Source organism: Massilia sp. YIM B02763, from assembly GCF_030412015.1.
GTDB lineage: Bacteria > Pseudomonadota > Gammaproteobacteria > Burkholderiales > Burkholderiaceae_D > Telluria.
This window is the reverse complement of record NZ_JASNRD010000017.1, coordinates 64,132-89,416: the sequence shown is the minus strand read 5'-3', so window position 1 is coordinate 89,416 and position 25,285 is coordinate 64,132. Positions and strand designations below refer to the sequence as shown.

General features: G+C 67.5%; 22 protein-coding genes. 10 read left to right on the top strand and 12 right to left on the bottom strand.

What is annotated here, in order from left to right; all coding sequences use genetic code 11:
• Positions 1-110: 110 nt before the first annotated feature.
• Together QPK32_RS26575 and QPK32_RS19770 are read left to right on the top strand one after the other, a co-directional pair.
• Complete coding sequence (locus tag QPK32_RS26575) at positions 111-575, top strand: SGNH/GDSL hydrolase family protein (RefSeq protein ID WP_308632614.1); 465 nt, start codon at positions 111-113, stop codon at positions 573-575.
• Positions 576-604: 29 nt separating this feature from the next.
• Positions 605-1,282, top strand: a complete 678-nt coding sequence (locus QPK32_RS19770) for an OmpW family protein (protein WP_290414513.1) — start codon at positions 605-607, stop codon at positions 1,280-1,282.
• Between the two features lie 43 nt (positions 1,283-1,325).
• On the opposite strand, the gene QPK32_RS19765 is transcribed toward QPK32_RS19770, so the two are convergent.
• Together QPK32_RS19765 and QPK32_RS19760 are read right to left on the bottom strand one after the other, a co-directional pair.
• Positions 1,326-2,573, bottom strand: a complete 1,248-nt coding sequence (locus tag QPK32_RS19765; RefSeq protein ID WP_290414512.1) for a DUF418 domain-containing protein — start codon at positions 2,571-2,573, stop codon at positions 1,326-1,328.
• Positions 2,574-2,771: 198 nt separating this feature from the next.
• Positions 2,772-4,004, bottom strand: coding sequence for an MFS transporter (locus QPK32_RS19760; RefSeq protein WP_290414511.1), 1,233 nt, complete (start codon positions 4,002-4,004; stop codon positions 2,772-2,774).
• 161 nt (positions 4,005-4,165) lie between these two features.
• Here QPK32_RS19760 and QPK32_RS19755 point away from each other — a divergent pair, with 161 nt between their 5' ends.
• Positions 4,166-4,825 (top strand): TetR/AcrR family transcriptional regulator, encoded by a 660-nt coding sequence (locus QPK32_RS19755; RefSeq protein ID WP_308632613.1) that lies wholly within the window; start codon positions 4,166-4,168, stop codon positions 4,823-4,825.
• A gap of 18 nt (positions 4,826-4,843) precedes the next feature.
• On the opposite strand, the gene QPK32_RS19750 is transcribed toward QPK32_RS19755, so the two are convergent.
• Together QPK32_RS19750 and QPK32_RS19745 are read right to left on the bottom strand one after the other, a co-directional pair.
• Positions 4,844-6,034: an acyl-CoA dehydrogenase gene (locus QPK32_RS19750; protein WP_290414509.1), complete on the bottom strand. Its 1,191-nt coding sequence runs from the start codon at positions 6,032-6,034 to the stop codon at positions 4,844-4,846.
• Between the two features lie 103 nt (positions 6,035-6,137).
• A complete protein-coding gene (locus QPK32_RS19745; protein WP_290414508.1) occupies positions 6,138-6,647 on the bottom strand; it encodes a flavin reductase family protein in 510 nt (169 codons plus the stop codon).
• Between the two features lie 128 nt (positions 6,648-6,775).
• Here QPK32_RS19745 and msrA point away from each other — a divergent pair, with 128 nt between their 5' ends.
• Positions 6,776-7,315 (top strand): peptide-methionine (S)-S-oxide reductase MsrA, encoded by a 540-nt coding sequence (msrA, locus tag QPK32_RS19740; protein WP_290414507.1) that lies wholly within the window; start codon positions 6,776-6,778, stop codon positions 7,313-7,315.
• A 162-nt stretch (positions 7,316-7,477) separates the two neighbouring features.
• On the opposite strand, the gene QPK32_RS19735 is transcribed toward msrA, so the two are convergent.
• Positions 7,478-8,680 carry a cyclopropane-fatty-acyl-phospholipid synthase family protein gene (locus tag QPK32_RS19735; protein WP_290414506.1) on the bottom strand — a complete coding sequence of 401 codons (1,203 nt, stop codon included), beginning with the start codon at positions 8,678-8,680 and terminating at the stop codon, positions 7,478-7,480.
• 42 nt (positions 8,681-8,722) lie between these two features.
• Positions 8,723-9,961 (bottom strand): pyridoxamine 5'-phosphate oxidase, encoded by a 1,239-nt coding sequence (pdxH, locus tag QPK32_RS19730; protein ID WP_290414505.1) that lies wholly within the window; start codon positions 9,959-9,961, stop codon positions 8,723-8,725.
• Between the two features lie 100 nt (positions 9,962-10,061).
• Here pdxH and tcdA point away from each other — a divergent pair, with 100 nt between their 5' ends.
• Positions 10,062-11,000, top strand: coding sequence for a tRNA cyclic N6-threonylcarbamoyladenosine(37) synthase TcdA (gene tcdA / locus QPK32_RS19725; RefSeq protein WP_290414504.1), 939 nt, complete (start codon positions 10,062-10,064; stop codon positions 10,998-11,000).
• A 33-nt stretch (positions 11,001-11,033) separates the two neighbouring features.
• Positions 11,034-11,609 carry an FKBP-type peptidyl-prolyl cis-trans isomerase gene (locus tag QPK32_RS19720; RefSeq protein WP_290414503.1) on the top strand — a complete coding sequence of 192 codons (576 nt, stop codon included), beginning with the start codon at positions 11,034-11,036 and terminating at the stop codon, positions 11,607-11,609.
• A 222-nt stretch (positions 11,610-11,831) separates the two neighbouring features.
• Here the strand turns inward: QPK32_RS19720 and QPK32_RS19715 are convergent, their stop codons facing one another.
• From QPK32_RS19715 to QPK32_RS19705, 3 genes are all read right to left on the bottom strand, one after another.
• Positions 11,832-12,815, bottom strand: a complete 984-nt coding sequence (locus QPK32_RS19715; RefSeq protein ID WP_290414502.1) for a cation diffusion facilitator family transporter — start codon at positions 12,813-12,815, stop codon at positions 11,832-11,834.
• Positions 12,812-13,138 carry a helix-turn-helix transcriptional regulator gene (locus QPK32_RS19710; RefSeq protein ID WP_290414501.1) on the bottom strand — a complete coding sequence of 109 codons (327 nt, stop codon included), beginning with the start codon at positions 13,136-13,138 and terminating at the stop codon, positions 12,812-12,814. The genes QPK32_RS19715 and QPK32_RS19710 overlap by 4 nt, the downstream gene beginning before the upstream one ends.
• Before the next feature lie 90 nt (positions 13,139-13,228).
• On the bottom strand, positions 13,229-13,711 hold the full coding sequence (locus QPK32_RS19705; protein WP_290414500.1) for a CinA family protein: 483 nt from the start codon (positions 13,709-13,711) through the stop codon (positions 13,229-13,231).
• Between the two features lie 370 nt (positions 13,712-14,081).
• On the opposite strand from QPK32_RS19705, the gene QPK32_RS19700 reads away from it, so the two are divergent.
• Together QPK32_RS19700 and QPK32_RS19695 are read left to right on the top strand one after the other, a co-directional pair.
• Positions 14,082-16,100, top strand: coding sequence for an ATP-binding protein (locus tag QPK32_RS19700; RefSeq protein ID WP_290414499.1), 2,019 nt, complete (start codon positions 14,082-14,084; stop codon positions 16,098-16,100).
• Positions 16,097-18,685 (top strand): EAL domain-containing protein, encoded by a 2,589-nt coding sequence (locus tag QPK32_RS19695; RefSeq protein ID WP_290414498.1) that lies wholly within the window; start codon positions 16,097-16,099, stop codon positions 18,683-18,685. The genes QPK32_RS19700 and QPK32_RS19695 overlap by 4 nt, the downstream gene beginning before the upstream one ends.
• A gap of 41 nt (positions 18,686-18,726) precedes the next feature.
• Here QPK32_RS19695 and thiL read toward each other — a convergent pair whose 3' ends face one another.
• The 3 genes from thiL to QPK32_RS19680 all read right to left on the bottom strand — a co-directional run bounded on the left by thiL (position 18,727) and on the right by QPK32_RS19680 (position 22,077).
• Positions 18,727-19,719: a thiamine-phosphate kinase gene (gene thiL, locus QPK32_RS19690; protein WP_290414497.1), complete on the bottom strand. Its 993-nt coding sequence runs from the start codon at positions 19,717-19,719 to the stop codon at positions 18,727-18,729.
• 25 nt (positions 19,720-19,744) lie between these two features.
• Positions 19,745-20,953 (bottom strand): NAD(P)/FAD-dependent oxidoreductase, encoded by a 1,209-nt coding sequence (locus QPK32_RS19685; protein WP_290414496.1) that lies wholly within the window; start codon positions 20,951-20,953, stop codon positions 19,745-19,747.
• 182 nt (positions 20,954-21,135) lie between these two features.
• Positions 21,136-22,077, bottom strand: a complete 942-nt coding sequence (locus tag QPK32_RS19680) for an AraC family transcriptional regulator (RefSeq protein WP_290414495.1) — start codon at positions 22,075-22,077, stop codon at positions 21,136-21,138.
• A 145-nt stretch (positions 22,078-22,222) separates the two neighbouring features.
• Between QPK32_RS19680 and QPK32_RS19675 the strand changes: the two genes are divergently transcribed.
• Both QPK32_RS19675 and QPK32_RS19670 read left to right on the top strand, forming a co-directional pair.
• A complete protein-coding gene (locus QPK32_RS19675; protein WP_290414494.1) occupies positions 22,223-22,759 on the top strand; it encodes a carboxymuconolactone decarboxylase family protein in 537 nt (178 codons plus the stop codon).
• Between the two features lie 212 nt (positions 22,760-22,971).
• A complete protein-coding gene (locus QPK32_RS19670; protein ID WP_290414493.1) occupies positions 22,972-25,284 on the top strand; it encodes an NADP-dependent malic enzyme in 2,313 nt (770 codons plus the stop codon).
• Position 25,285: the final 1 nt, after the last annotated feature.

Here is a 25,285-nt window from a genome sequence, read left to right as displayed (position 1 = left end):
CGTCGCAGGCGGCAACGATCGCCGCCACGGCCCAGGCCGCTGCTACGGCCGCCGGTGCCAAGGCCGGCGCCGACTACGCCGCCGCCAACGGCCCGGCCATCGTGCAGGCCATGGGCACCGCCGGCGCCGAACTGGCCAACCTGGTCAAGACCCAGATCGTCGCCAAGGGCGCCAACTACGTCCTCGTGAACAACCTGCCGGACGTCGCCTCGACGCCGGCGGGCAAGTCGAAGAGCGAAGCGATCCAGGGCCTGATCAAGACCGCCGTCGATACCTTCAACACCCAGCTGAAGAACGGCGTCGCCAGCGAAGCCAAGGTGCTGTACGTCGACCTGTGGTCGGTCAGCCACGACCAGGTCATCAACCCGGGTCCCTACGGCCTCACCAATACCTCGACGCCGGCCTGCGGCGACAACGCCCTCGCCGCGTCCTCGCTGGTCTGCAACGCCAGCAACGTGATCGCCGGCGACGTCAGCCACTACATGTTCGCCGACGAAGTCCACCCGACCCCGTTCGAAAACGCCCTGGTGGCGCGCTACGTCCTGCTGCAGATGAGCGGCAAGGGCTGGCTGTGATTCACGACATATAAACATCAGGAGACCTCATGAAATTCAATCACAACGTCGTGAAACTGCTGGTCGCGGCCGGCGCGCTAGCCGCCGCCGGCGGCGCCGCCGCGCAATCGAAGGGCCAGTGGACCGTGTCGGCAGGCGCTACGCAGATCAGGCCGGACGTGACCAGCGGCGCGATCTCGGCACCGGCGCTGCCGAATTCCTTCGGTGACGTCGAGAAGGACACGCAGCCGATGGTGCTGATCAATTACGGCTTGACCGATAATATTTCGGTGGAAACTGCGATCGGCACGCCGTACAAGCACAAGATCTACGGCGCCGGCGCGATCGCCGCAGGCGGCGAACTGGGCAGCACCAAGTCGCTGCCGGCCATCGCGCTGCTGCAGTACCGCTTCTTCGAGCCGAATGCGCGCTTCCGTCCATACGTCGGCCTGGGCGTGACGTATGCGATGTTCCTGAAGGAGACCGGTTCGTTCAAGATGACGGCCCTGACCAATCCGGGCGGCTCTCCGACCACGTTCAGCATCGACAACAAGTGGACCGTGTCCGGCCAGGTCGGCACGACGTTCGCCTTGAACGAAAAGTGGTTCCTCAACGCCGCCTACGTCAAGACCCGCCTGCGCACCGACGTGCATTTCTCGACGGGCCAGAACCAGCGCATGAAGCTGGATCCGGATTCGTACATCTTCACGGTCGGCTATCGCTTCTGACGTCCATCCGCATGGCCATCGAAACCCGCTTCGGCGGGTTTTTTCATGTGGCCAGCGGCACCCGCCGTCCCAGCGTCAGGCAGCGCCACACCCATTCGAACGGTCCCGTGCCGAAGCGGGAAAACCACAGCGTCGACCAGCACAGCTGCAGCACCCAGACCGCGCCCACGATCGCGAACAGGGCGGGGCGGTCGACCTGTCCCATCAGCGCGCCGCGCCCGCCGTAGAAGATCGACGTCATGACGATCGACTGCGTCAGGTAGTTGGTGAAGGCCATGCGGCCCGCCGCGGCGAACGGCGCGAGCACCCGGCCCGCGCCGGCGCGCAGCAGCAGGATCAGGACCGAGGCATAGGCCAGCGACACGAGGGGCGCGAGCAGTTCCTCCGCGGTGTGGCCGCCCAGCACCGGCATGCCGATGACGTCCTTGCGCCAGCACAGCCAGGCGATGACGGCGGCCGCGCAGGCGCCGGCCGCGATCGTCGCGGCGTAGCGCCGCGTGCTGGACCGGCCCGTGAAGAAGCCGGACTTGAACAGCGACAGGCCGATCATCATGAGGCCCAGCGTCGACGGGATGATGGAAGGGTAGCCGGACAGCAGGCGCAGGTACTGGCGCGTGTTCACGCGCCACGCACCCGTCCACGATCCCCGGGCTTCTTCCAGCGTCGCGGCGGCGGCGGCCTTGCGTCGTTCGATGGCCCGCGGCGACGGCACCAGGTGGGCGCTCGCCTCGGCGCGCGCCTGCGGCGACGCGCCCGGCAGCGCGCCGACGGGCAGGCGGGCCAGCGGCAGGGCGACGAACAGCGCGATGCCGGCGACCAGCAGCGTCCTGGGCTTCCAGGAGCGGCAAAAGAACATGATGGCGCCGGCCGCCGCGTACAGCGACAGGATGTCGCCCCACCAGATGCCGAAGCCGTGCAGCATCCCGAACAGGAACAGGAAAACCAGGCGCCGCCGCAGGATCCGGCCGCGTTCCTTGTCCGTCCGCTCGCCTCCGACGAGGAACAGCGACATCCCGAACAGCATCGAAAACAGCGTGACGAATTTCTCGTGAAAGAAGGCATCCATCAGCCAGTACGACAGCGCGGTCCAGCCTTCGTTGGGAAACGGCCAGGTGAGCGGGTTCATCGCCGCCTCCATGGGCACGGCGAAGCCGTCCGCATTGACGGCGAGGATGCCGAGGATGGACACGCCGCGGATGACGTCGAGGGACTGGATGCGCGCCCTCCCGGTGGAGGCGGACAGGGTCGAACCGGTGTGCGGCGCTGGGGAAACGGCGGACGGCTGGTGCAATTGGCACTCCTTGGAAAATGCGTCGATGTCGTGTGTCGACTTGCACGAAGCATGCCACCCGCTTGCCAGCGCTGACGTGGGCAGGAGCGCTGCCACCCGTGTCCGAACTGTCCGCTGGCGCCTGTCCGCATGGACAACGGACAGTCTCCGGGTGCCTGTCGACGAGAAGGGCTGACGGGCTCGGCGGACAGGCGGGTTTCAATGACCGGCGGCAGCGCTGCGGGCAGCGGTGGAGGCAGCGCGGGGACCGGGACGGAATCCGTGCGCCCTCGCTGACCAGGCGATGGCGAACGCCAGGGCCAGCAGCACGAGCAGCGCCCAGGCAAACGACGGGGCGCCCCAACGGTCGAGCAGGATGCCGCCCAGCACGCCGCCGCCGGCAATGGCGCTGTTCCAGGCGACGACGTTGATCGACAGGGCGGTGTCGGCGCCATGTCCGGCTGCATCGGCGAGCGCCGTCTGGAGGAAGGTGGCCGCGCCGCCAAAGCTCAGTCCCCATAGTGCGACGCCGGCATGGACGACGACGGGAAGGTGGCCCAGCCAGGCGAACAGCAGCGCGACGCAGGCAAACAGGGCCAGGCTGGCAAGGACGGCCGCGCGCAAATGGCGGTCGACCAGGCGGCCGGCAAGCCAGATGCCGGCCAGCGCCGCCGCGCCGAAGACGAGCAGCACGGCATCCACGTGCGCACCCAGTCCCGCGCGGGCTGCGAACGGTGCGATATAGGTGTACAGGATGTTATGCGCGAGCATCCAGGCGACGACGGTACCGAGCACGGACGGTACGCCGGGTGTCATGAATACCTTGCGCAGTGCCATCCGTTCGCGGCCGTTGTCGCCGGGATAGTCGGGCACCTTCAGCACGACCCAGGCGATCAGCGCGATCGTCAATGCGGACATGATGCCGAACGCGCCGCGCCATCCCAGCGTGGTCCCGAACCATGTGCCGAGCGGCACCCCCAGCGAGAGGGCGATGGGCGTGCCCACCATGGCGATGGCCATCGCACGGCCTTGTTGATGCACGGCCACCATGCGGCGCGCGTAGCCCGCCAGCAGGCTCCATGCCAGGCCGGCCGACATGCCGGCAAGAAAGCGTGCCGCCAGCAGCGTCCACAGGTTCGGCGCCAGGGCGGTCATCGAATTGAAGGCCAGGAAACCGGCGATGGTCAGCAGCAGCACGGCACGGCGGCGCCAGTGCCGGGTGGCGATGGTCAAGGGGATGGCCGCCAGCAGCGAACCCGCGGCGTAGGCCGTCACGGCTTGCCCCGCCAGCGCGGGCGTGACGGCCAGGCTGCCCGCGATATGCGGCAGCAGGCCCGCCGGCAGGGTCTCCGTGACGATGCAGATGAAGCCGGTCATGGCCAGTGCCAGCAGGGCGGCGACGGGCAAGCGCTCCTGCGCGACGAGGTCTGGCGTGGTAGTGGATGAGCTCATGGGGTTCCTGGTTCGCGGCGGCGCATAGGGGATGGTTCGCCGACATATGTATTAATCGGTATATATGTGGGCGAGGCAGGACGAACCTGGCATCGCCTTCGGCATCTTCTGTACCGATCGATACAAATATAGCCGGGCGTGCATCGGCTTGTCAATGACTTATGTACCAAGTAGTATTGAAGTCTTTCCGGGAGCGCACGATGGCACAGATGGGCAGGCCGCGCACGTTCGACCGCGATGCGGCGGTCGGGCAGGCATTGAATTTGTTTTGGGAACAGGGTTACGAGGCGACGTCCTTGAGCCAGCTGAAAGCAGCGATCGGCGGCGGCATCTCGGCGCCCAGTTTCTATGCGGCGTTCGGATCGAAGGAAGCGTTGTACCAGGAATGCGTGGAGCGCTACCTGGCCACGCATGCGCGCGTGACCGAATGTCTGTGGGATACGAGCCTGCCTCCGCGGCAGGCCGTCGAGCAGGCCTTGCGCGGCTCGGCCAGGATGCAATGCGAAGAGGGCCATCCCAAGGGCTGCATGGTGACCCTGGGCGTCATGAGTGCGCCTTCACCCGGGCACGCGGCCGTCGTCCAGCCGCTCGCGCGCTCGCGTGCGCGTACCAGGGCGGGCATCGTCGCCTGCGTCGAGCGCGCCGTGGCAAGCGGCGAGTTGCGCCGGGATGTCGACGCCCGGGCGCTTGCCACGGTCTTCGACAGCTTCCTGTCGGGCGTGTCCATCCTGGCCAGGGATGGCGTTTCGCTCGACATCGTCGAGAACGCCATCACCCAGGTCATGACGAATTGGGATGCCGCGGCCGCGACGGGCGGCTGACCCGGGCGGGGCGGCGCGTCAGAACGCCGCGATGCCCGTCTGCGCGCGTCCCAGGATCAGCGCGTGGATGTCGTGCGTCCCTTCGTAGGTATTGACCACTTCCAGGTTGACCATGTGGCGGATGATGCCGAACTCGTCCGAGATGCCGTTACCGCCGAGCATGTCGCGCGCCGTGCGGGCGATGTCCAGCGCCTTGCCGCAGGAATTGCGCTTCATGATCGAGGTGATCTCGACGGCGGCCGTGCCTTCGTCCTTCATGCGGCCCAGGCGCAGCACGCCCTGCAGGCCCAGCGTGATCTCGGTCTGCATGTCGGCCAGTTTCTTCTGCACGAGCTGGTTGGCGGCGAGCGGCTTGCCGAATTGCTGGCGGTCGAGCACGTACTGGCGCGCCGTGTGCCAGCAGGCTTCCGCCGCGCCCAGCGCGCCCCAGGCGATGCCGTAGCGGGCCGAGTTCAGGCAGGTGAACGGGCCCTTCAGGCCGCGCACGTCGGGGAAGGCGTTTTCTTCCGGGCAGAACACGTCGTCCATCACGATTTCGCCCGTGATCGAGGCGCGCAGGCCGAACTTGCCGTGGATGGCGGGCGCCGACAAGCCGGTCCAGCCCTTTTCCAGCACGAAGCCGCGGATCTCGCCTTCGTCGTCCTTGGCCCAGACGACGAACACGTCGGCGACGGGCGAGTTGGTGATCCACATCTTCGATCCGGTCAGGCGGTAGCCGCCGTCGACCTTGCGCGCGCGCGTGACCATCGAGCCGGGATCGGAACCGTGGTTTGGCTCGGTCAGGCCGAAGCAGCCGATCCATTCGCCGGTGGCCAGCCTGGGCAGGTATTTCTGCTTCGTTGCCTCGTTGCCGAACTCGTGGATCGGCACCATCACCAGCGAGGATTGCACGCTCATCATGGAGCGGTAGCCGGAATCGACGCGTTCCACCTCGCGCGCGATCAGGCCGTAGGCCACGTAGTTCAGGCCCGGGCCGCCGTACTGTTCGGGGATGGTCGGGCCCAGGAGGCCCAGCTCGCCCATCTCGCGGAACACGGACGTGTCCATGGTTTCGTGGCGGAAGGCTTCCAGGATGCGTGGCTGCAGCTTGTCCTGGCAATACGCGCTGGCGGCGTCGCGCACCATGCGCTCGTCGTCATGCAGCTGCTCGTTCAGCAGCAGCGGGTCGTCCCAGTGGAATTGGGCCTTGCGGGTGGCGGAACTGCTCATGGGAATTCTGTCTCCAAAGTGTTTTGGATCATTATAGAAATCCCGACCGGCCGCATCTTTTCAAACTGCGACAGGCATTTTCATTTTCGCCATCGGCGCCGGGTCAGCGCAAGCCCGTCGTCCCGAATTTGCCGCCGTGGAACAGCAACGCCGGCTGCGCATGCACGGCGCATTCCTCGACCTCGCCGACGAAGATCACGTGGTCGCCCTCCGGATAGCGGCTGCGGTTGTGGCATTCGAACCAGGCCACCGCGCCCTTCAGGATCGGCTGGCCCGTGCGCGACAGTTCGTACTCGGCCGTGAGGAACGGGTCTTCGCCGCGGCGCGAGAAACGTCGCGCCAGGTCTTCCTGGCCGGCCGCCAGCACATTGATCACGTAGTGGGAATTTCCCGTGAAGATGGGCAGGCTGTTGGCGCCGTTGGACAGGCTCCACAGCACCAACGGCGGCTCCAGCGAGACCGAATTGAAGGAACTGGCCGTCAGGCCGCGGAAGCTGCCGTCGGCCAGGCGCGTGGTGATCACGGTGACGCCGGTCGCGAATTGCGACAGGGCTTGCCGGAAATGGGCGGAATCGAAACCGCGTTCGGTGGCGCGGGGAGAGCGGGTGTTCATGAACGCATTATGCCATCAATACCCAAGCCGCCCGGCGCCCGCCGTGCGGCGGCGGTTTCTGCACAGGCGTGCGCTTTGCGTTAGAGTGAAGCCATCGACAACATTCCATTCCCAACGAAGGAGCTGTTATGAGCCAGCAATCCGCAACCGAAGTGGCAATCCTGGGCGGCGGGTGTTTCTGGTGCACTGAAGCCGTGTACCTCGAGGCCCGTGGCATCACCCGCGTCGAGTCCGGCTACATGGGCGGCGAGACCGTCAGCCCGACCTACGAACAGGTGTGTTCCGGCACGACCGGCCATGCCGAGGTGGTCCGCCTGGAGTTCGACCCGGCCGTGATCGCTTATCGCGACATCCTCGAGATCTTCTTCACGATCCACGACCCGACCACCCTGAACCGCCAGGGCAACGACGTCGGCACCCAATACCGGTCCGTGATCTTCACCACCTCGCCCGAACAGGACGCGACGGCGCGCCAGGTGATGGCCGAGATGGCCGCCGTGTGGGATGCCCCGATCGTGACCCAGGTGCTGCCGGCCGAGCAATGGTACAAGGCCGAGGATTACCACCAGAATTATTTCGCCCAGCATCCGCTGCAGGGCTATTGCGCCTTCGTGGTGGCGCCCAAGGTGGCGAAGTTCCGCAAGGTTTTTGCGGAACGTAGCCGGTAGGGTGGACGGCTCCGCCGTCCACGCGTTCACATAGCGTTCGCGTCGACGGGAGCGTGCCTTGGACGCGTCGACACGAGCGTGCCTTGGACGCGTGGACGCGACGTGCCTTGAACGCGTCGACGCGAGCGTGCCTTGAACGCGTGGACGGGGAACCCGTCCACCCTACGGGTACATATAGCCGCGCGACCACGGGATCTGCGCCGGATCCTGGCCGGCCTTGCCGCCCACGATCTGGTACAGGCTGATCCAGTCGTGCGTGAACGCGTACGCGCAGCCGGCCAGGTACACGTGCCAGATGCGGAAGGTCTTCGGATCGGCGGTCTGGCGGATGCGCTCGGCGTTGCGCTCGAAGTTCTCGGTCCAGAGCGCGCAGGTACGGGCATAGTGGCGGCGCAGGTTCTCCACGTCGCGTACTTCCAGGCCGCCTTCCTGCATCGTGCGGATCACGGTCGACAGGTGGGCGAGCTCGCCGTGCGGGAACACGTACTTGTCGATGAAGTTGCCGGCACCATAAGGGCTGCTACGCTCGCCGACGTCGGTCGTGGTGATGCCGTGGTTCATGACCACGCCGCCCGGCGCCAGCAGCCGGTTGATCTGGCCGAAATACTCCGGCAGGTGCTGCACGCCCACGTGCTCGAACATGCCCACGCTGGTGATGCGGTCGAACTGGCCGTCGATGTCGCGGTAGTCCTGGATGCGGATCTCGATCCGGTCTTCCAGTCCGGCACGCTTGACGCGCTCGCGCGCCAGCTCGTACTGGCGCTCGGACAGCGTGACGCCGACGCAGCGCGCGCCGAACTTCTGCGCGGCGCGGATGACGAGGGCGCCCCAGCCGCAGCCGATGTCGAGCAGCGTATGGCCCGGCTGGACGCCGATCTTGGTCAGGATGTGGTCGATCTTCTTGACCTGCGCCGTTTCCAGGTCTTCGTCGCCGTTCTCGAAATAGGCGCAGGAATACACCATGGCCGGATCGAGGAAGTTGCTGTAGAACTCGTTGGAGACGTCGTAGTGGTAGCGGATCGCTTCCGCATCCTTCTCGCGCGTGTGCGGCGAGAGCAGGCTCAATACCTTGGACACGCGTGCCGGCTTGCCGCTGTTCTCCGCGAGCGCGCTGCCGATCTGGATCATGTCGGCCGCGCGTCCCTCGATCTCGAGGTTGCCTTCGACGTAGGCCTCGCCCAGGCTGTCCAGCGTGGGCGAGAGCAGGTAGCGCAGATTGCCCGCGCTCGGCACCCGGATCTTGACGCGCGGCTGCTCGGCCGAGAGGTCGACGTGATCGCCATTCCACAATTCCACACGCAGCGGCAGGTTAAGTTTGTTACGGATGCCTGTGCTCCAGGCGGACAGCTTCAGTTGATCGAACACGTGTATTCCTCCGGCTTGTCTGGCCGGATGCTGCTTCCCGGCTCAGGGTTGCAAACGTTGCCGCGTCCAGCTGCCGTCCTCCGATCGCGTATAGACGATGCGGTCGTGGAAGCGCGAACGCCGCCCCTGCCAGAACTCGATCCGTTCCGGCACCAAGCGATAGCCGCCCCAGTGCGATGGCCGTGACGGCGACTCGCCGTATTGCCGCGCGACCTCCTCGTAGTTGCGTTCGAGGTCCGCACGGCCGGCGATCGGCGCACTCTGTTCCGACGCGATCGCCGACAGCCGGCTTTTCAGTGGCCGGCTGTTGAAATACTTGTCGCTTTCCTCCGCGGATGTACGCACGACCTTGCCTTCGATGCGCACCTGCCGTTCCAATTCACTCCAAAAGAATAGCAGAGCAGCAAAAGGTTTGCTGGCGAGCTGCTGGCCCTTCTGGCTGTCGTAATTCGTGTACCAGGTAAAGCCGCGCTCGTCGAACTGCTTGACCAGCACGATGCGCGAACTCGGCCGGCCATCCTCGCCGACCGTCGACACGCCCATCGCATTGGGCTCGTTGACCTCGGCCTTCAACGCTTCCTCGAACCAGCGCGTGAACTGGGCGATGGGGTCGTCGGCCACGTCGCCCTCGTCCAGGCTGGCCTGGCCATAGTCCTTGCGCAGGTCGGCCACGCGCTCGCCGATGCCGGCCGCGGCCGGCTCGCACGGGGACGCCGTCGCGGCGTTGCCTATGCTCACATCATTATTAACGGAAATACCGCGTCGCTGCCGCATCGCCTGGCCCAGCCTGGCCATCTGGCCTGTGTCGAAAATGCGAAGCGCCATCGGCGCCATCGTGCCTTCCTCGCGTTCCATATGCTGTCGGTAGCATTGCACGAAACGGCCTACCGTGCTGGCGGACAGGTGCGTGCCGCTGCCGTCGGCGATCAGGCTCAGCTGCTCGTGCAGGTCCTGCCACATCGCATCCATGTCCTTGTGCTCCTGCAGGATCTGCGGCGCCAGCGCGGCCAGCGTGGCCGCGTCCTCGCCGGTGGCGGTGGCGTGCAGCATCGGGATCAGGTCCTGTTCCTCGTCCTCGTGGTGCAGCTGGGCGCCCTTGTCGAAGTACTTCATGACGGCGGCCGCCGCCTGGCGGGCCTGCTCGTCGGCACCGTGCGCGGGCAGGTGGGCCAGCAGTTTTTCGAGGGTGTCGAGCTGCTTGCGGATGCGGCCGTGGCAATGCTTGAGGACGGCGATCGGCTGGTCGAAATCGGGAGCGGTATCGTGGAGGGGCTGGTTCATGATGGGCTGTTGTGGATGCGCAAAAAGACGGGCGAACTTTGATTATCTGAAAGTTATTTTAGAGCAAGGGAAGGGATTCCGTCCGGTAAAATGGGGGGCTATGACTACCACTCCCATTTCCATCACCGCGCTGGCCGGTACCGATGCCAGCATCGTCGACGCGGCCAGCGAGGTCGACTTCGAGCGCCGCTTCGGCGGCATCGCGCGACTCTACGGCGAGCGTGCGCTGGAACGCTTCCGCGCGGCGCACGTTTGCGTCGTGGGCGTCGGCGGCGTCGGTTCCTGGATCGTCGAGGCGCTGGCGCGCAGCGCCGTCGGCCGCCTCACGCTGATCGACCTGGACGACGTGGCCGAGTCGAACATCAACCGCCAGATCCAGGCGCTGTCGTCGACGGTCGGCATGGCCAAGATCGAGGCGCTCAAGCAGCGTATCGCCCTGATCAACCCGTATTGCGAGGTCGAGCTCGTCGAGGACTTCGTCGATCCGGACAATATCCCGCGACTGATCGGCACCGATCGCTACGACTACGTGGTCGACGCCATCGACAGCGTCAAGGACAAGGCCGCGCTGATCGCCTGGTGCAGCCAGCATGCGATCCCGCTGGTCGTGATCGGCGGCGCCGGCGGCCAGACTGACCCGACGCGGATCGAGGTGCGCGACCTGGCCCGCACGGAGCAGGAACCGCTGCTCAAGAAGGTGCGCAAGATCCTGCGCGCGCGCTACGGCTTCGCCAAGGGCGAGAAGAACAAGTACCACATCGACGCCGTGTTCTCGATGGAACCGCTGCGCTACCCGGACGCGGGCGACGCCTGCGCCATCGATGCGAACAGCATCACGGGCCTCAATTGCGCGGGCTTCGGTTCCAGCATGGTCGTCACCGCGACCTTCGGCATGGTGGCGGCCGGGCACATCCTGCGCAAGCTGGCCGATGCGGCCAATGTATCCGCGGCGGCCGATGCGGCCGCGGCGCCCGCCATGCCGCAGCGGATGACGGTTCCGGCAGAAACTGTGCAAGCCGAGGAGGCCTTGCTATCATAGATCGGTTAATCACTGATCCATGAAAGAGGTTCCATGATCCGTCGTATCGCCTTCGCAGGCCTGTTGCTGGCGGCCGCTGCCGCCAGCGCCCAGGATTCCACCCAGACCGCTCCCGCTCCCGCGGCCGACCAGGCCCAGCCCGCGGCTCAATCGGGCACCGCACTGACCGATCCGAAGGACCCCGCGAGCGCCACCGCCACCGCCGCGACTCCGTCGAATCCGACCAACCCGGTCGGCGACGCCCCGGCCCAGCAGGGTCCGCAGATCCAGATCATCGATCACGTGATCGGCAAGGGCGCCGAGGCGCAGGTGGGCAATTCCGTGCTGGTCAACTACACGGGCTGGCTGTACAAGCCGCTGGCGCTGAAGCAGCGCGGCAAGAAATTCGACTCCTCGCTCGACGCCGGCCGCGAGCCGCTCGAGTTCCGCCTCGGCGCGCGCCAGGTCATCAAGGGCTGGGACCAGGGCGTGGTCGGCATGAAGGTGGGCGGCAAGCGCACCCTGATCATCCCGAGCGAACTGGCCTATGGGTCGCGCGGCGCCCCGGGCGGCATGATTCCGCCGAACGCGGACCTGATCTTCGACGTCGAATTGGTCAAGGTCAAGTAGGGTGGACGGCTTCGCCGTCCACGCGTTCAACTCCGCTCGCATGGACGGTAATTCGCCGGCTACCTATCAATTCCGCTCGCATGGACGGTAATTCACCGGCTACCTATCAATTCCGCTCGCATGGACGGTAATTCACCGGCTACCTATCAATTCCGCTCGCATGGACGGTAATTCGCCGGCTACCTATCACCGCGTGGACGGCGGAGCCGTCCACCCTACGGCTTAATGGGCATGAGCGTGGCCATGATGAGCATGATCGTGCTCGTGCCCGTCATGCGCCTCCTGCAGGCAGCAGCTGCTGTGCTTGGTCGTGCCCTGCTCGACCTGCAGCGTGCAGTGGTGGATGGCGAAGTCCTCGCGCAGGTGGGTGACGACCTCGTCGATGAACGCGTCGCCCGGATAGCCGTCCGGGATCACCAGGTGGGCGGTGAGGGCCGTTTCCGTCGTGCTCATCGGCCAGATGTGCACGTCGTGCACCTCGGTCACGCCCGGCTGGGCCGCGAGGAAGCCGGTGACGGCCGTCGCATCGACGCCGGCCGGCACGCCCGCCAGCGCCATCTGGATCGATTCCTTCAGCAGCGACCAGGTGCCGGCCACGATGATCACGACGATCACGAGGCTCACGGCCGGGTCGAGCCAGCTCCAGCCCGTATACATCACCAGCAGGCCCGACACCACGACGCCCAGCGACAGCGCGGCATCGGCCGCCATGTGCTGGTAGGCGCCGCGCACGTTGATGTCGTTCTTGCTGCCGGCCATGAACAGCCAGGCCGAGAAGCCGTTGATGAGCACGCCGATCGCGGCCACGATCGATACCGTCGTGCCGGCCACCGGTTCCGGATGCGCGAAGCGCTGGCACGCTTCCCAGGCGATGGCGCCGCAGGCCACCATCAGCAGCAGGGCATTGCCCAGCGCCGCCAGGATCGAGGTGCCGCGCAGGCCGTAGGTGAAGCGCCGCGTCGGCGCGCTTTTCGCCAGCAGCGCCGCGCCCCAGGCCAGCACCAGGCCCAGCACGTCGGACAGGTTGTGGCCGGCGTCGGCCGTCAGCGCCGTCGAGTTGGCGATGAAGCCGTAGATGAATTCGATGGCGACGAAGGCCGTGTTCAGGCCGATCGCGAGCACGAAGGCGCGGCCGGCGTCGGCCGGCGGCGCGTGGTGGTGGTGTCCATGCCCGTGGCCATGGTCGTGGGAATGCGCGTGGCTCATGCGTCCAGTCCTGTCGTGTGTTCGGTGATGGGTTCGGCGATGTGTTCGAACATATTGGCGAGCAAGCCGCTGATGTGGGCGTCGGCGGCCGCATAGAACACCTGCTTGCCCTGGCGCTCGGCCTTGACGATGCGCGCGGCGCGCAGCAGGCGCAGGTGGTGGCTGACCAGCGAGCTGGACAGGTCGAGCGCGGCGGCGATGTCGCCCACGGCGGTCGGCTGCGCCAGGCAGGCGAGCACGATGCGCAGGCGCGTGGGGTCGCCCAGCAGGTGGAACAGGTCGGCGAGTTCGTCGACGGCGTGGTCGGTATCGTGCGGAATCATCAGCTCGGCAATTGCTTAACATGTGAAGAACTGTTCACATGTTAAGCGTACTGCGGGCCGGATGCAAGCGTCATCCCGCAGTACCGCGGATTATTCGAGGAAGCGCAGCATGCCGGACAGGGCGTGCGCCACGGTCCGCAGGCGCACCTCGTGGCGGTCGCCGGGGAACACGATGCGCTCGGTATGGGTGACCCCGTCCTTCGACCAGCCGAAGCACACGGTGCCGACCGGCTTGCCCGGCACGGCGCCCGTGGGGCCGGCGATGCCGGTCGTGGACACCGCGACATGGGCATTGCTGTTGGCGACGGCGCCTTCGGCCATCGCCGCCGCCACTTCCTCGCTGACGGCGCCGAATTGCGCGATGACGGCGGCGGGCACGTCCAGCATCTCGGTCTTGGCGGCGTTCGAATAGGTCACGAAGCCGCAGTCGAACCAGTCGCCCGAACCGGGGATCTCGGTGATGAAATAGGCAATGCCGCCGCCCGTGCAGGACTCGGCGGTGGCCATCAGGAGGCCCTTGGCTTCGAGGGCCTGGCCGACCCGGGTGGCAAGGTCAAGAATATCGTTCGTCACTGATGTCTCCTCTGTATGCGGCACGGGAATGGGGGCGGCCGCGGCGCGCCGGCGGGGCGGTCCCGGCTTCATTCTAGCGCGACGCGGGCGCGCACGGCACTGGATCGTTACCTGAAAGCCATGTTGCAAGACATGCCTCCAGCGTGCATACGCCGTAGCATATAGGTACCATCGTTGCCGGCCCGTGCCGTTCCGTGCGACATCGCGCGAAACCGTACTGCTATCCTGCTCGTCTGCGGGCTCGCTCGCAGCCATCCACCGATTGAACGATGTAGGACTGACATGCTGCTCGAACGTTTCACGCATGACCGCCATGACCCGGGGCCGGCATGCCGTTGACGGCGTTGGCACGCCTGCCGGCGGAGGCCCCGTGACGCCGCGCCGCTCGATCCGCCAGAAGCTCGTCATGATCGTGATGTCGACGACGCTCGCCGCGTCGGCCGTGTCGGTCGGCACCGTGGTGGCCTACGACCTGCGCGCCTACCAGCGTGCGCTGCGCAACGACCTCTCCACGCAGGCCGAGCTGGTGGGCCACATGACCTCCGCGGCGCTGTCCTTCGACGATGCGCGGCTGGCGCGCGAGAACCTGGAACTGCTGCGCACCCGGCCCTCGGTGCGCGCGGCCGCGCTGTACGACGAACGCGGCGCGCTGTTCGCCTGGTACATGGCGCCGGGCGAGGACGTGGCCTTTCCCGCGCGACCCGGCAAGGATGGCTACGTGAAAGACGGCGACGACCTGGTGCTGTACCAGCCCATCCGCGAGAACGGCGAGGCGCTCGGCACCATCTACATGCGTTCGCAGAACCAGCTGCTCGAGCGCGTGCGCGACTACCTGCTGATCGGCATGGGCGTGACGCTGCTGGCGTTGATGACGGCCTGGCTGCTGGTGCGGCGCCTGGGCCACACGATCACGACGCCGATCGACGCCATCACCAACATCGCGCGCGAAGTGGTCGAGAAGCGCGATTATTCGCGCCGCGCGCCGCGCATCAGCCAGGACGAGGCGGCCGACCTGGTCGATTCGTTCAACGCCATGCTGAGCGAGATCGAGCAGCGCACCCGCGCGCTGGAGGGATCGAACCGCGAGATCGCGCGCGAAGCCCAGGAACGGGCCCGGGCCCAGCAGGAAGTGATGCGCCTGAACGAGGAGCTCGAGCAGCGCGTGCACGAGCGCACCATGCAGCTGGAATTGGCCAATGCCGAGCTGGAGATGGCGATCGAGGAGGCGCGCGCGGCCAACCAGGCCAAGTCCGCCTTCCTGTCCTCGATGAGCCACGAACTGCGCACGCCGCTCAACGCCATCCTCGGCTTTGCCCAGATCCTGGCATCGAACGACATGCCCACCACGCCGGAGCAGAAGAAGGAGTTCTCCGGCCACATCCTGAAGTCGGGGCGCCACCTGCTCACGCTGATCAACGAAATCCTCGACCTGGCCAAGGTCGAGGCGGGCGCGCTGCAGCTGTCGATGGAGGCGGTGGCGCTGGACGAGATCCTGCTGGAGTGCCGCGGCATGATCGCGCCGCTGGCGGCCGCGCGCGGCGTGCAGGTGCGCTTCCCGGACCACGTGCGCGCCATCGTGCAGGCCGACCGCACGCGCCTGAAACAGGTGCTGCTGAACCTGTTGTCGAACGCCGTCAAGTACAACCGCGACGGCGGCGTCGTGATGGTCGACTGCGCGCCGGCCGCGCCCGCGCGGCTGCGCCTGACGGTGCAGGACACGGGCATGGGCATGACGCCGGACCAGCTGGCCGCGCTGTTCCAGCCGTTCAACCGCCTGGGCCAGGAAAACGGCCCGCATGAGGGAACGGGCATCGGCCTGGTGGTGACGCGCCGCCTCGTCGAAATGATGGGGGGCGAGATGGGCGTGACCAGCAGTCCCGGCGTGGGCAGTGTATTCTGGATCGAGCTGGCGGGTGCCGAAGGTCAGGCCGGGGCGGCGGCCGCCGCGGTCCAGGCCGGCCCGGCGCCGCAGGCGGCCGCCGACGGCGTCGTGCCGCATACGCTGCTGTACGTGGAAGACAATCCGGCCAACCTGCGCCTGGTGCAGGAGATCGTGCGCTTTCGCGCCGGCCTGCGCCTGTTGTCGGCGGCGGACGGTCCGGCCGGACTGGCGCTGGCGCGCGAGGAGTGTCCGGACGTGGTGCTGATGGACTTGAACCTGCCGGGCATGAGCGGTTTCGAGGTGCTGGCGCAGCTGCGGCGCGACCCGGCCACCGCGGGCATTCCCGTCGTCGCGCTGTCGGCCAACGCCATGCAGCAGGACATCGAGCGCGGCCTCGCGGCCGGGTTCGCGCGTTATCTCACCAAGCCGATCGACATCGACAGGTTCAATGAGGCCATCGACGGCGTGCTGGCCCAGCGCGCCAACGCAGAAAGGACAGCCCCATGATTTCGCCATCCGACATCCGCCGCGCGCGCATCCTGATCGTCGACGACGAACCCGTGAACGTGCAGCTGCTCGAATTCCTGCTCAAGACGAGCGGCTACGAGAACGTATCGAGCACCACCGATCCGCGCCAGGTGGCGGCGCTGCACCTGCAGCACCGCTACGACCTGATCATCCTCGACCTGCAGATGCCGCACATGGACGGCTTCCAGGTCATGGAGGCCTTGAAGCCGCTGGAGCGCGAGTCCTGGCTGCCGGTGCTGGTCGTGACGGCCGAGCCGGACAAGAAGCTGGCCGCCCTGGAGGCGGGCGCGCGCGACTTCATCGGCAAGCCCTTCGACACCGTCGAGGTGCTCACGCGTATCCGCAACCTGCTCGAGGTGCGCCTGTTCCACAAGGAGTCGCGCGACCATGGCGCGCGCATGGAGCGCAAGGTGCGCGAGCGCACCGCCGAGCTGCAGCGCTTCCGCGGCGCGATGGATGCCACCGCCGACGCCATCTTCCTGGTCGACGCGCACAATATGTCGATGATCGACGTCAGCGACGGCGCCTGCCGCATGCTGGGCTTTTCGCGCGAGGCGCTGCTGCGCATCGACCCGGTGGCGCTGGGCCTGGCCGAACGCGCCCAGCTGGAGCGCCATGCCGATCCGGTGGCCCACGGCCGCGAGCACGACATCGTCGAGACGGAATTGCTGCGCTCGGACGGCCAGGGCGCCGTGCCCGTCGAGATCAGCTGGCAGCTGCAGCAGCGCAGCGAAGAGGACGGGCAAACCCGCATGCTGATCGCGGTGGCGCGCGACATCAGCGAGCGCCTGCACGCGGCCGAGCGCCTGAAGCACGTCTCGAACTACGACAGCCTGACCGGCCTGCCGAACCGCAACCTGTTCTTCCAGACGCTGCGCGACGCCATCGAGCTGGCCCAGGACAAGAACTGGCGCATCGCCGTGCTGTTCATCACGCTGGACCGCTTCAAGATCGTCAACGATTCGCTCGGCCCCGCGCTGGGCGACGAATTGCTGCGCCAGTTCAGCACCCGCCTGGTGCGCTGCGTGCGCCTGCGCGACACCATCGGGCGCCTGGGCGGCGACGAGTTCGCGCTGATGCTGACCATGACGCGCGAGCAGGGCGAGGAGGATGCTGTCGCCGTCGCCAACGAGGTGCGCGAGGCGCTGCGCGCGCCGTTCGACCTGGGCGAACAGAAGGCCGTGCTGACGGCCAGCATCGGCATCGCCATGTACCCGGACGACGCGCGCGACCCCGGCACGCTGGTCAAGTACGCCGACGTGGCCATGGTGCGCGCCAAGGAAGCGGGGCGCGACGGCTACCGCTTCTTCACCTCGGGCATGAACGTGCAGGTGCTGGCGCGCCTCGACCTGGAACTGGCGCTGCGCGGCGCCATCGACGGCGGCCAGTTCGAGCTGCACTACCAGCCCAAGCTGGACCTGAACACGGGCCGCATCAGCGGCGTCGAGGCGCTGCTGCGCTGGCGCCGTCCTGGCTTCGGCCTCGTCTATCCGGCCGAATTCGTGCCCGTCATGGAAGAGACGGGCATGGTGGTCAGGGTCGGCGCCTGGATCATCGACGAGGCCTGCCGCCAGATCGCGGCGTGGAACGCGGACGGGGTGGAGGGCGTGCGCGTGGCCGTCAACGTGTCGAGCCGCCAGTTCGTCGAGGGCGACCTGGAGGGCGATATCCGCGCCGCCCTGGCGCGCCACCGCGTCGACCCGAGCCTGCTGGAGCTGGAGCTGACCGAGAGCGCGCTGATGTCGAACGCAGAGCACACCATCGAGGTGCTGGAAAGCCTGAAGCGCCTGGGCATCCGCATCGCCATCGACGACTTCGGCACCGGCTATTCCTCGCTGGCCTACCTGAAGCGCTTCCCGATCGACAAGCTGAAGATCGACATCGCCTTCGTGCGCGACATCACGACCAACCCGGACGACGCGGCCATCGCGCTGGCCATCATCAGCATGGCGCACAGCCTGCACATGCAGGTGATCGCGGAAGGGGTCGAATCGCGCGCCCAGATGGCGCTGCTGCGCCGCCACCGCTGCGACGAGATCCAGGGTTTCCACCTGTCGCGCGCGCTCGTGCCGGCCGACCTGGGCAAGCTGGTGCTGGAGAACCGCGCCCAGCCCTCGCGCCCGGCCGCAGACGACCGCAACGTGCAGACCCTGCTCATCGTCGACGACGACCCCAACGTGCTGGGCGCGCTGCACCGCCTGTTCCGGCGCGACACCTACCGCGTGCTGACCGCCGGCTCGCCGGCCGAGGGCTTCGAACTGCTGGCGCTGCACCGCGTGCAGGTGATCCTGTGCGACCAGCGCATGCCCGTCATGAACGGCACCGAATTCCTCAGCAAGGTCAAGGAGATGTACCCGGACACGATCCGCATCATCCTGTCCGGCTATACGGGCGTGGAATCGGTGCTCGACTCGATCAACCGCGGGGCGATCTACCGCTTCTACACCAAGCCCTGGAACGACGCGGAACTGCGCGACAACGTGCGGCTGGCGTTCCGCCAGTACTGGCTGACGCACGGGCCGTACGACGACCGCAAGACGCCGCGCGGGGAACAGGCCGCATAGCGGTCCACGCCATGGTGGGCATGTGATGCCCACCCTGCGCGTCACCCGTTCGTGAAATGGTCCCAACCCTGCAACGCGAGGTCGAGCGGGGCCCCGTCCGCATCGACCCAGCGCAAGCCCGGCTCCGCCGTGATGGCCCCGACCCGCGTCACCGGCACGCCGCATTGCGCGCCCGCCGCCACGATCGCAGCGCGCCGCGCCGCCGGCGCCGTGAAGCACAATTCGTAGTCGTCGCCGCCGGCCGCCGCGAAGCGCCGCCGCAGCGCCTGCGGCTGCCGGGCCAGCACCGGCCCGGCCGGCAGCGCATCGACGTCGAGCACGGCGCCGACGCGGGACGCCGCCAGGATGTGCCCGATGTCGCCCGCCAGTCCGTCCGAGATGTCGAGCGCCGCGTGCGCCAGGCCCCCGTCCGCCAGCAGGCGGCCCAGCGCCACGCGCGGGGTCGGCGCATGCATGCGCGGCGCGGCCAGCGCCAGGGCCGGCGCATCGAGCCGGACTTCATCGAGATAATGGGCCAGCGCCAGGCGCGCATCGCCCAGCGTGCCGGAAATCCAGACGTCGTCGCCAGCGCGCGCCGCGTCGCGCCGCAGCGCGCGGCCCGGCGCGACGTCGCCGAAGATCGTGATGCAGACGTTGAGCGGGCCCTTGGTCGTGTCGCCGCCCACCAGCTCGCAGCCGTGCGCGTCGGCCAGCGCGAACAGGCCGCGCGAGAAACCGGCGAGCCAGTCCGGGTCGGCCGCCGGCAGTGCCAGCGCCAGCGTGAAGCCGAGCGGCGCCGCGCCCATCGCGGCCAGGTCGGACAGGTTCACGGCCAGGCATTTGTGGCCGAGCGTGAACGGGTCGGCGCCGGCGAAGAAGTGGCGGCCCTCGACCAGCATGTCGGACGAGACGGCGAGCTGGCGGCCGGGCGCGGGCGCCAGCAGCGCGCAGTCGTCGCCGATGCCGAGGACGGCGCGGCCCGGCGGCGAGTTTGGCGGCAAGTTCGGCGGGCGCCGCACGAAGTACTGCTTGATGAGGTCGAATTCGGAGAGCATCCCGGAATTGTAATCCGGGCTGGCCTCAAGCGACGGCGACCGCCCGGTCGAGCTGGGCCATCAGCGCGCGGCGCAGGGCCGGCGCGGGGCGCGTGAGGGCGAAGCCGCGCAGCACGCCGCCATCGTCGACGAAGCGGGCGATGCTGCGCTGGTCTTCGTGCGCGAGCTGCCATTCGCCGTGGGTGCCGGGCGCCGGCGCGCAGACGGCGATCGGGCACAGCGGGCTTTTCAGCGTCAGCACGGGTTCGTCCTCGATCGGCGTGAGCGTGCCGCACAAGGTCGCCGCGAGCGCGCGCGCCGCCGCCTGCAGGGCGGCCACGCCGGGGCGCAGCAGCGTGCCCGCGCCGCTCTCGTATTCCGCGCAGTCGCCCAGCGCATACACGCCCGGCGCGCTGGCGCGGCCGTAGCCGTCGACGAGGATGCCGCGCGCGGTGGCGAGGCCCGCCTCGCGCGCCAGCGCCGCGTTGGGGCGGCTGCCGATGGCGGCCAGTACCAGGTCGGCGTCGAGCATGCTGCCGTCGTCCAGTTGCAGGCGCAGCAGGTCGCCTGCGCGCTGCACGGCCTGCGCATGGCCCTGGCGCACGGCGATCGGCAGCGCGCGCCAGGCGCGCAGCAGCGCGAGCGACAGCGGCGGCGGCACCAGCTGCGCCAGCAGCCGTCGTGCCGGGTCGACCAGCGTCACGCGGTGGCCGGCGGCGGCGAAGTCCTCGGCGAATTCGCAGCCGGCCAGGCCGGCGCCCAGGATGGCGATGTGCGCCGGACGCCCCAGGGCGTCGAGACGCCGGCGCAGCAGGGCATAGTCGTCCAGGTGGCCGACGGCGATGACGTCGTGCGCCGCATCGCCTTGCAGTTGCGGACGGCGCGCGCCGGCGCCCAGGGCCAGCACCAGGCGGCCGTAGCCGATGCGTCCCTGCGTGGTGTCGATGGCGCACGCGGCGGTGTCGATGCCGGTGACGCGGGTATGGGACAGGATCGTGATGTCCAGCACGGCGGCCATCTCGGCGGCGCCGGCGCTGGCCAGCTGCCCGGCGTCGCGGCCCGCCGCCAGCGCGTTCGACAGCAGAGGCTTCGCATACACGGTGCCGGCATCGGCCGTCACCAGCAGCAGCGGGGTGTCGCGGTCGCGCTTGCGCAGTTCGCGCGCCAGCGCATAGGCGGCCATGCCGGCGCCCACGATCACGATGGGGAAGTCGCGCGCCGATGGGCGTGCCGGGCTGTGCTGGATGGTCATCATGATTCCTCGTGGTCGCGATCGCCCGTATGGCGCATCGAATCAGAAAAAATGATACCTAAGTCTAGCCCAGCAGTAAAATTATTTGTTTAAAAGAAACCGATAGATTCCGTCTTTTACAACAGTGATCGCGTGCATTGTTGATGCAAGCGTTGTTGAACGCGTGGACGACGAAGCCGGTTACCCTACGCCGCTTCGGGCTGGGCCTGGCCGCGCTGGGCGCGGCGGTACCCGCCCGGGCCCATGCCGTAGTGGCGCTTGAACACGCGGTTGAACGCGGCCTCCGACTGGTAGCCGACGGCCAGCGCGACGTCGCCCACGGCCCGTTCGCCGTGCGCCAATGCGGTCGCCGCCCGCGCCATGCGCAGCTGGGTCAGCACGTCGGCCGGGGTCATGCCGGACAGCTGGGCGAACAGGCGCGCGAAGGTGGCGCGCGACATGAAGCAGGCCGCCGCCAGGTCGGCCACGGTCCAGGGAAGTTCGGGCGACTCCAGCATCTTCTGCATCGCATTGCCCAGGCGCCGGTCGGCCAGCACGGCGAACAGGCCGGGCCGGGTGGCGTTCTGGGCCAGCCAGGCGCGCATCAGCAGGGCGAACAGGGCGCCGGACAGCTGGGTCACGACGACGCCGCTGCCCGGGCGGGTGTCGGCGGTCTCCTGCTGCAACAGGCGCACCAGCGCGTGCAGGCCAGGGAAGTCGGCCTCGCGGCTGGCGTGCACGATCATGACCTCGGGCAGGGCGCCGAGCATGGCGCGGCGCGCGCTCTCGTCGAACACGAAGCTGCCGCACAGGATGCCGGTGGCGGGACCGTCTCCTTCGTTGGCCTTGCGCTGCAGCGGGCCGTCGGACGCCTGTGTCGAGACCGGCGTGGCCTGCTGCGCGGGCCCCGCGTGCAGGCGGTGCGCGCCGCCGCCGGGGAAGACGACGATGTCGCCGGCCTGCAGCGCGATCTCTCCCAGTGCCGCCGTATCGAGGAGCGCGCTGCCCTCGACGACCACGTGGAACGGCGCGGTGCCGGGCGTGGTGACGGCCGGTTCGTCGAGGACCCAGGGCGAGGCCAGTTCGCAGCGGGTGTCGAGCGAGGTCGTGACGGTGAACAGGGAAAGCAGGCGGCTGAGAGTATCCATGTGGTTCGAAAGACGGGGCAACGGGATGAGACGAACGGACAAATTATCGCAGCAAACCGGCATTCATTGTCCACCTCATTCGGCCTAGACTTCTTTCCATGCCACACGGCATTTGATACCGACAACAACACTGAAAGGAAAGACCATGAGCCGCTTGTCCACCCAGGGCGCCAACGCCACCGGCCGTACCGCCGAACTGTTCGCCGCCATCAAATCGAAACTGGGCAAAGTCCCCAACGCCTACGACACCATCGGCAGCAACAGCCCGGTCGCCCTCGAGGCCCTGCTGAACTTCGATGCCGCGCTCGCCAACACGAGCCTGTCGAAACAGGAGATCGAAGTCGTCAAGCTGGCCGTCAGCGAAGTCGCCGGCTGCGACTACTGCCTGGCCGCCCACACGCTGATGGGCAAGATGGCCGGCCTGTCGCCGGAAGCGATCCTGGCGGCGCGCCGCGGCACCGCCACCGGCAACGCCAAGCTGGATGCGCTGTCGACCTTCGTGCGCACCGTGGTCGGCACCACCGGCACCGTGCCGCAACCGGTGGTCGATGCCGTCAAGGCCGCCGGCTATACGGATGCGCAGGTGGTGGACACGATCTATGCGATCTCCAGCATCACGTTCACGAACCTGGTCAACCGCATCAACGACACCGCGGTCGACTTCCCGAAAGCGCCTGCATGAGCAGTTGAGCATATAGGCTCTTTACCTGCGGGGATATGCAGGAGGATGGCCGGGCGTGTGGAGCGTCGCGGCCAATTCACGTTGTTTATGGCGTTTTGCTCTTCCATTCGTGGGGGCGATTAATGCTGCCGTCGGTAAAAATACCTAGTTTGCCGGGCGTGTCACTCTGCTAGAATCGTAAGCCTCTTGTCAGTTCAGGAAGGCAGCAAAGCATGGAATCGTCAATCGACAAAAAAGAAGAACTCCGCCAACAACTGCGTGCTGCAGCGCTCGAATACCATCAGTATCCCACCCCCGGCAAGATCAGCGTCACCCCGACCAAGTCGGTGCTGAACCAGCGCGACCTGGCCCTGGCCTACTCCCCCGGCGTGGCGGCGCCCTGCGAAGAAATCGTCAAGGATCCGGCTGCTTCCTTCAAGTACACGGCGCGCGGCAACCTGGTCGCCGTCATCTCGAACGGCACCGCCGTGCTCGGCCTGGGCAATATCGGCCCGCTGGCCTCCAAGCCCGTCATGGAAGGCAAGGGCGTCCTGTTCAAGAAATTCGCGGGCATCGACGTGTTCGACATCGAGATCGCCGAGACCGATCCCGACAAGCTGATCGACGTGATCGCCGCGCTCGAGCCGACCTTCGGCGGCGTCAACCTGGAAGACATCAAGGCGCCGGAATGCTTCTACATCGAGCGCAAGCTGCGCGAGCGCATGAAGATCCCCGTCTTCCACGACGACCAGCACGGCACCGCGATCATCGTCGGCGCCGCCATCCTCAACGGCCTGAAGGTCGTCAATAAAGACCTGAAGAACTGCAAGCTGGTCGTGTCGGGCGCGGGCGCCGCGGCGCTGGCCTGCCTGGACCTGATCGTCGACCTCGGCTTCCCGATCGAGAACATCTTCGTCACCGACCTGGCCGGCGTGGTCTACAAGGGCCGCACCGAGCTGATGGACCCTGACAAGGAACGCTTCGCGCAGGACACGCCGCACCGCACGCTGGCCGAGGTGATCCCGGGCGCCGACATCTTCCTGGGCCTGTCGGCCGGCGGCGTCCTGAAGCCGGAGATGGTGTCGGCCATGGCCGCCAACCCGCTGATCCTGGCGCTGGCCAACCCGAACCCGGAAATCCTGCCGGAAGACGCCAAGGCCGTGCGCGGCGACGTCATCATCGCGACGGGCCGTTCGGACTACCCGAACCAGGTCAACAACGTGCTGTGCTTCCCGTACATGTTCCGCGGCGCGCTGGACTGCGGCGCGACCACGATCACGCGCGAGATGGAAATCGCCGTCGTGCACGCGATCGCCGACCTGGCCCACGCCGAGCAGTCCGACATCGTCGCCTCGGCCTACGGCATCTCGAACCTGTCGTTCGGTCCGGAATACCTGATCCCGATGCCGTTCGACCCGCGCCTCCTGACCCACATCGCGCCGGCCGTGGCCAAGGCCGCGATGGACGGCGGCGTCGCCACCCGCCCGATCGCCGACCTGGCCGCCTACGCCGAGAGCCTGCAGCAGTTCGTGTACCGCAGCGGCAGCTTCATGAAGCCGCTGTTCCAGGTCGCCAAGGACGCGCCGCCGGAACTCAAGCGCATCGTCTACGCCGAGGGCGAGGAAGAGCGCGTGCTGCGCGCCGTGCAGGTCGTGGTCGACGAGCGCCTGGCCCGTCCGATCCTGGTGGGCCGTCCGGCCGTGCTGCAGCAGCGCATCGAAAAGTTCGGCCTGCGCCTGAAGCTGGGCCAGCACTTCGACGTGATCAACCCGGACTTCGACGAGCGCTATCGCGACTACTGGCACACCTACTACCAGATGGTCATGCGCAAGGGCATCACCGAAGACCTGGCCAAGCTGGCCATGCGCCGCCGCCACACCCTGATCGGCGCGATGATGATCCACAAGGGCGACGCCGACGGCATGATCTGCGGCACCTACGGCACCACCCAGATGCACCTGGAGTACATCGACCAGGTGCTGGGCAAGCGCGCCGGCGCCAACGTGTATGCGGCGATGAACTTCATCATCACCCAGGAACGCCAGCTGGCGATGGTCGACACCCACGTCAACGAGAACCCGACGGCGGAAGAACTGGCCGACATCACCATCATGGCGTCGGAAGAGCTGGAGCGCTTCGGCATCACCCCGCGCGTGGCCCTGCTGTCGCACTCGAACTTCGGCACCTCGAACAGCGAGTCGGCCCGCAAGATGCGCGCCACGCTGGCGCTGGTGCAGCAGAAGGCCCCCGGCCTGGAAGTCGACGGCGAGATGCACGGCGACGCGGCGCTCGACTCGAAGATCCGCAACAAGATCATGCCGCAGTCGACCCTCAAGGGCGACGCCAACCTGGTCGTCATGCCGAACATCGAGTCGGCCAACATCGCCTACAACCTGGTCAAGACGGCGGCCGGCAACGGCATCGCCATCGGCCCGGTGCTGCTGGGCTGCGCGCGTCCGGTCCACATCCTGACCCCGTCGGCGACGGTGCGCCGCATCGTCAACATGACGGCGCTGTGCGTGGTGGACGCGGTCTCGCAACGCTGAG

Bases quoted from the DNA above. Each gene is read 5' to 3' on its own strand.
- QPK32_RS26575 (WP_308632614.1), top strand. From the start codon at position 111: ATGGGCACCGCCGGCGCCGAACTGGCCAACCTGGTCAAGACCCAGATC.
- QPK32_RS19770 (WP_290414513.1), top strand. From the start codon at position 605: ATGAAATTCAATCACAACGTCGTGAAACTGCTGGTCGCGGCCGGCGCG.
- QPK32_RS19760 (WP_290414511.1), bottom strand. From the start codon at position 4,004: ATGAGCTCATCCACTACCACGCCAGACCTCGTCGCGCAGGAGCGCTTG.
- QPK32_RS19755 (WP_308632613.1), top strand. From the start codon at position 4,166: ATGTACCAAGTAGTATTGAAGTCTTTCCGGGAGCGCACGATGGCACAG.
- QPK32_RS19750 (WP_290414509.1), bottom strand. From the start codon at position 6,034: ATGAGCAGTTCCGCCACCCGCAAGGCCCAATTCCACTGGGACGACCCG.
- QPK32_RS19745 (WP_290414508.1), bottom strand. From the start codon at position 6,647: ATGAACACCCGCTCTCCCCGCGCCACCGAACGCGGTTTCGATTCCGCC.
- msrA (WP_290414507.1), top strand. From the start codon at position 6,776: ATGAGCCAGCAATCCGCAACCGAAGTGGCAATCCTGGGCGGCGGGTGT.
- pdxH (WP_290414505.1), bottom strand. From the start codon at position 9,961: ATGAACCAGCCCCTCCACGATACCGCTCCCGATTTCGACCAGCCGATC.
- tcdA (WP_290414504.1), top strand. From the start codon at position 10,062: ATGACTACCACTCCCATTTCCATCACCGCGCTGGCCGGTACCGATGCC.
- QPK32_RS19720 (WP_290414503.1), top strand. From the start codon at position 11,034: ATGATCCGTCGTATCGCCTTCGCAGGCCTGTTGCTGGCGGCCGCTGCC.
- QPK32_RS19715 (WP_290414502.1), bottom strand. From the start codon at position 12,815: ATGAGCCACGCGCATTCCCACGACCATGGCCACGGGCATGGACACCAC.
- QPK32_RS19710 (WP_290414501.1), bottom strand. From the start codon at position 13,138: ATGATTCCGCACGATACCGACCACGCCGTCGACGAACTCGCCGACCTG.
- QPK32_RS19695 (WP_290414498.1), top strand. From the start codon at position 16,097: ATGATTTCGCCATCCGACATCCGCCGCGCGCGCATCCTGATCGTCGAC.
- thiL (WP_290414497.1), bottom strand. From the start codon at position 19,719: ATGCTCTCCGAATTCGACCTCATCAAGCAGTACTTCGTGCGGCGCCCG.
- QPK32_RS19685 (WP_290414496.1), bottom strand. From the start codon at position 20,953: ATGATGACCATCCAGCACAGCCCGGCACGCCCATCGGCGCGCGACTTC.
- QPK32_RS19680 (WP_290414495.1), bottom strand. From the start codon at position 22,077: ATGGATACTCTCAGCCGCCTGCTTTCCCTGTTCACCGTCACGACCTCG.
- QPK32_RS19675 (WP_290414494.1), top strand. From the start codon at position 22,223: ATGAGCCGCTTGTCCACCCAGGGCGCCAACGCCACCGGCCGTACCGCC.
- QPK32_RS19670 (WP_290414493.1), top strand. From the start codon at position 22,972: ATGGAATCGTCAATCGACAAAAAAGAAGAACTCCGCCAACAACTGCGT.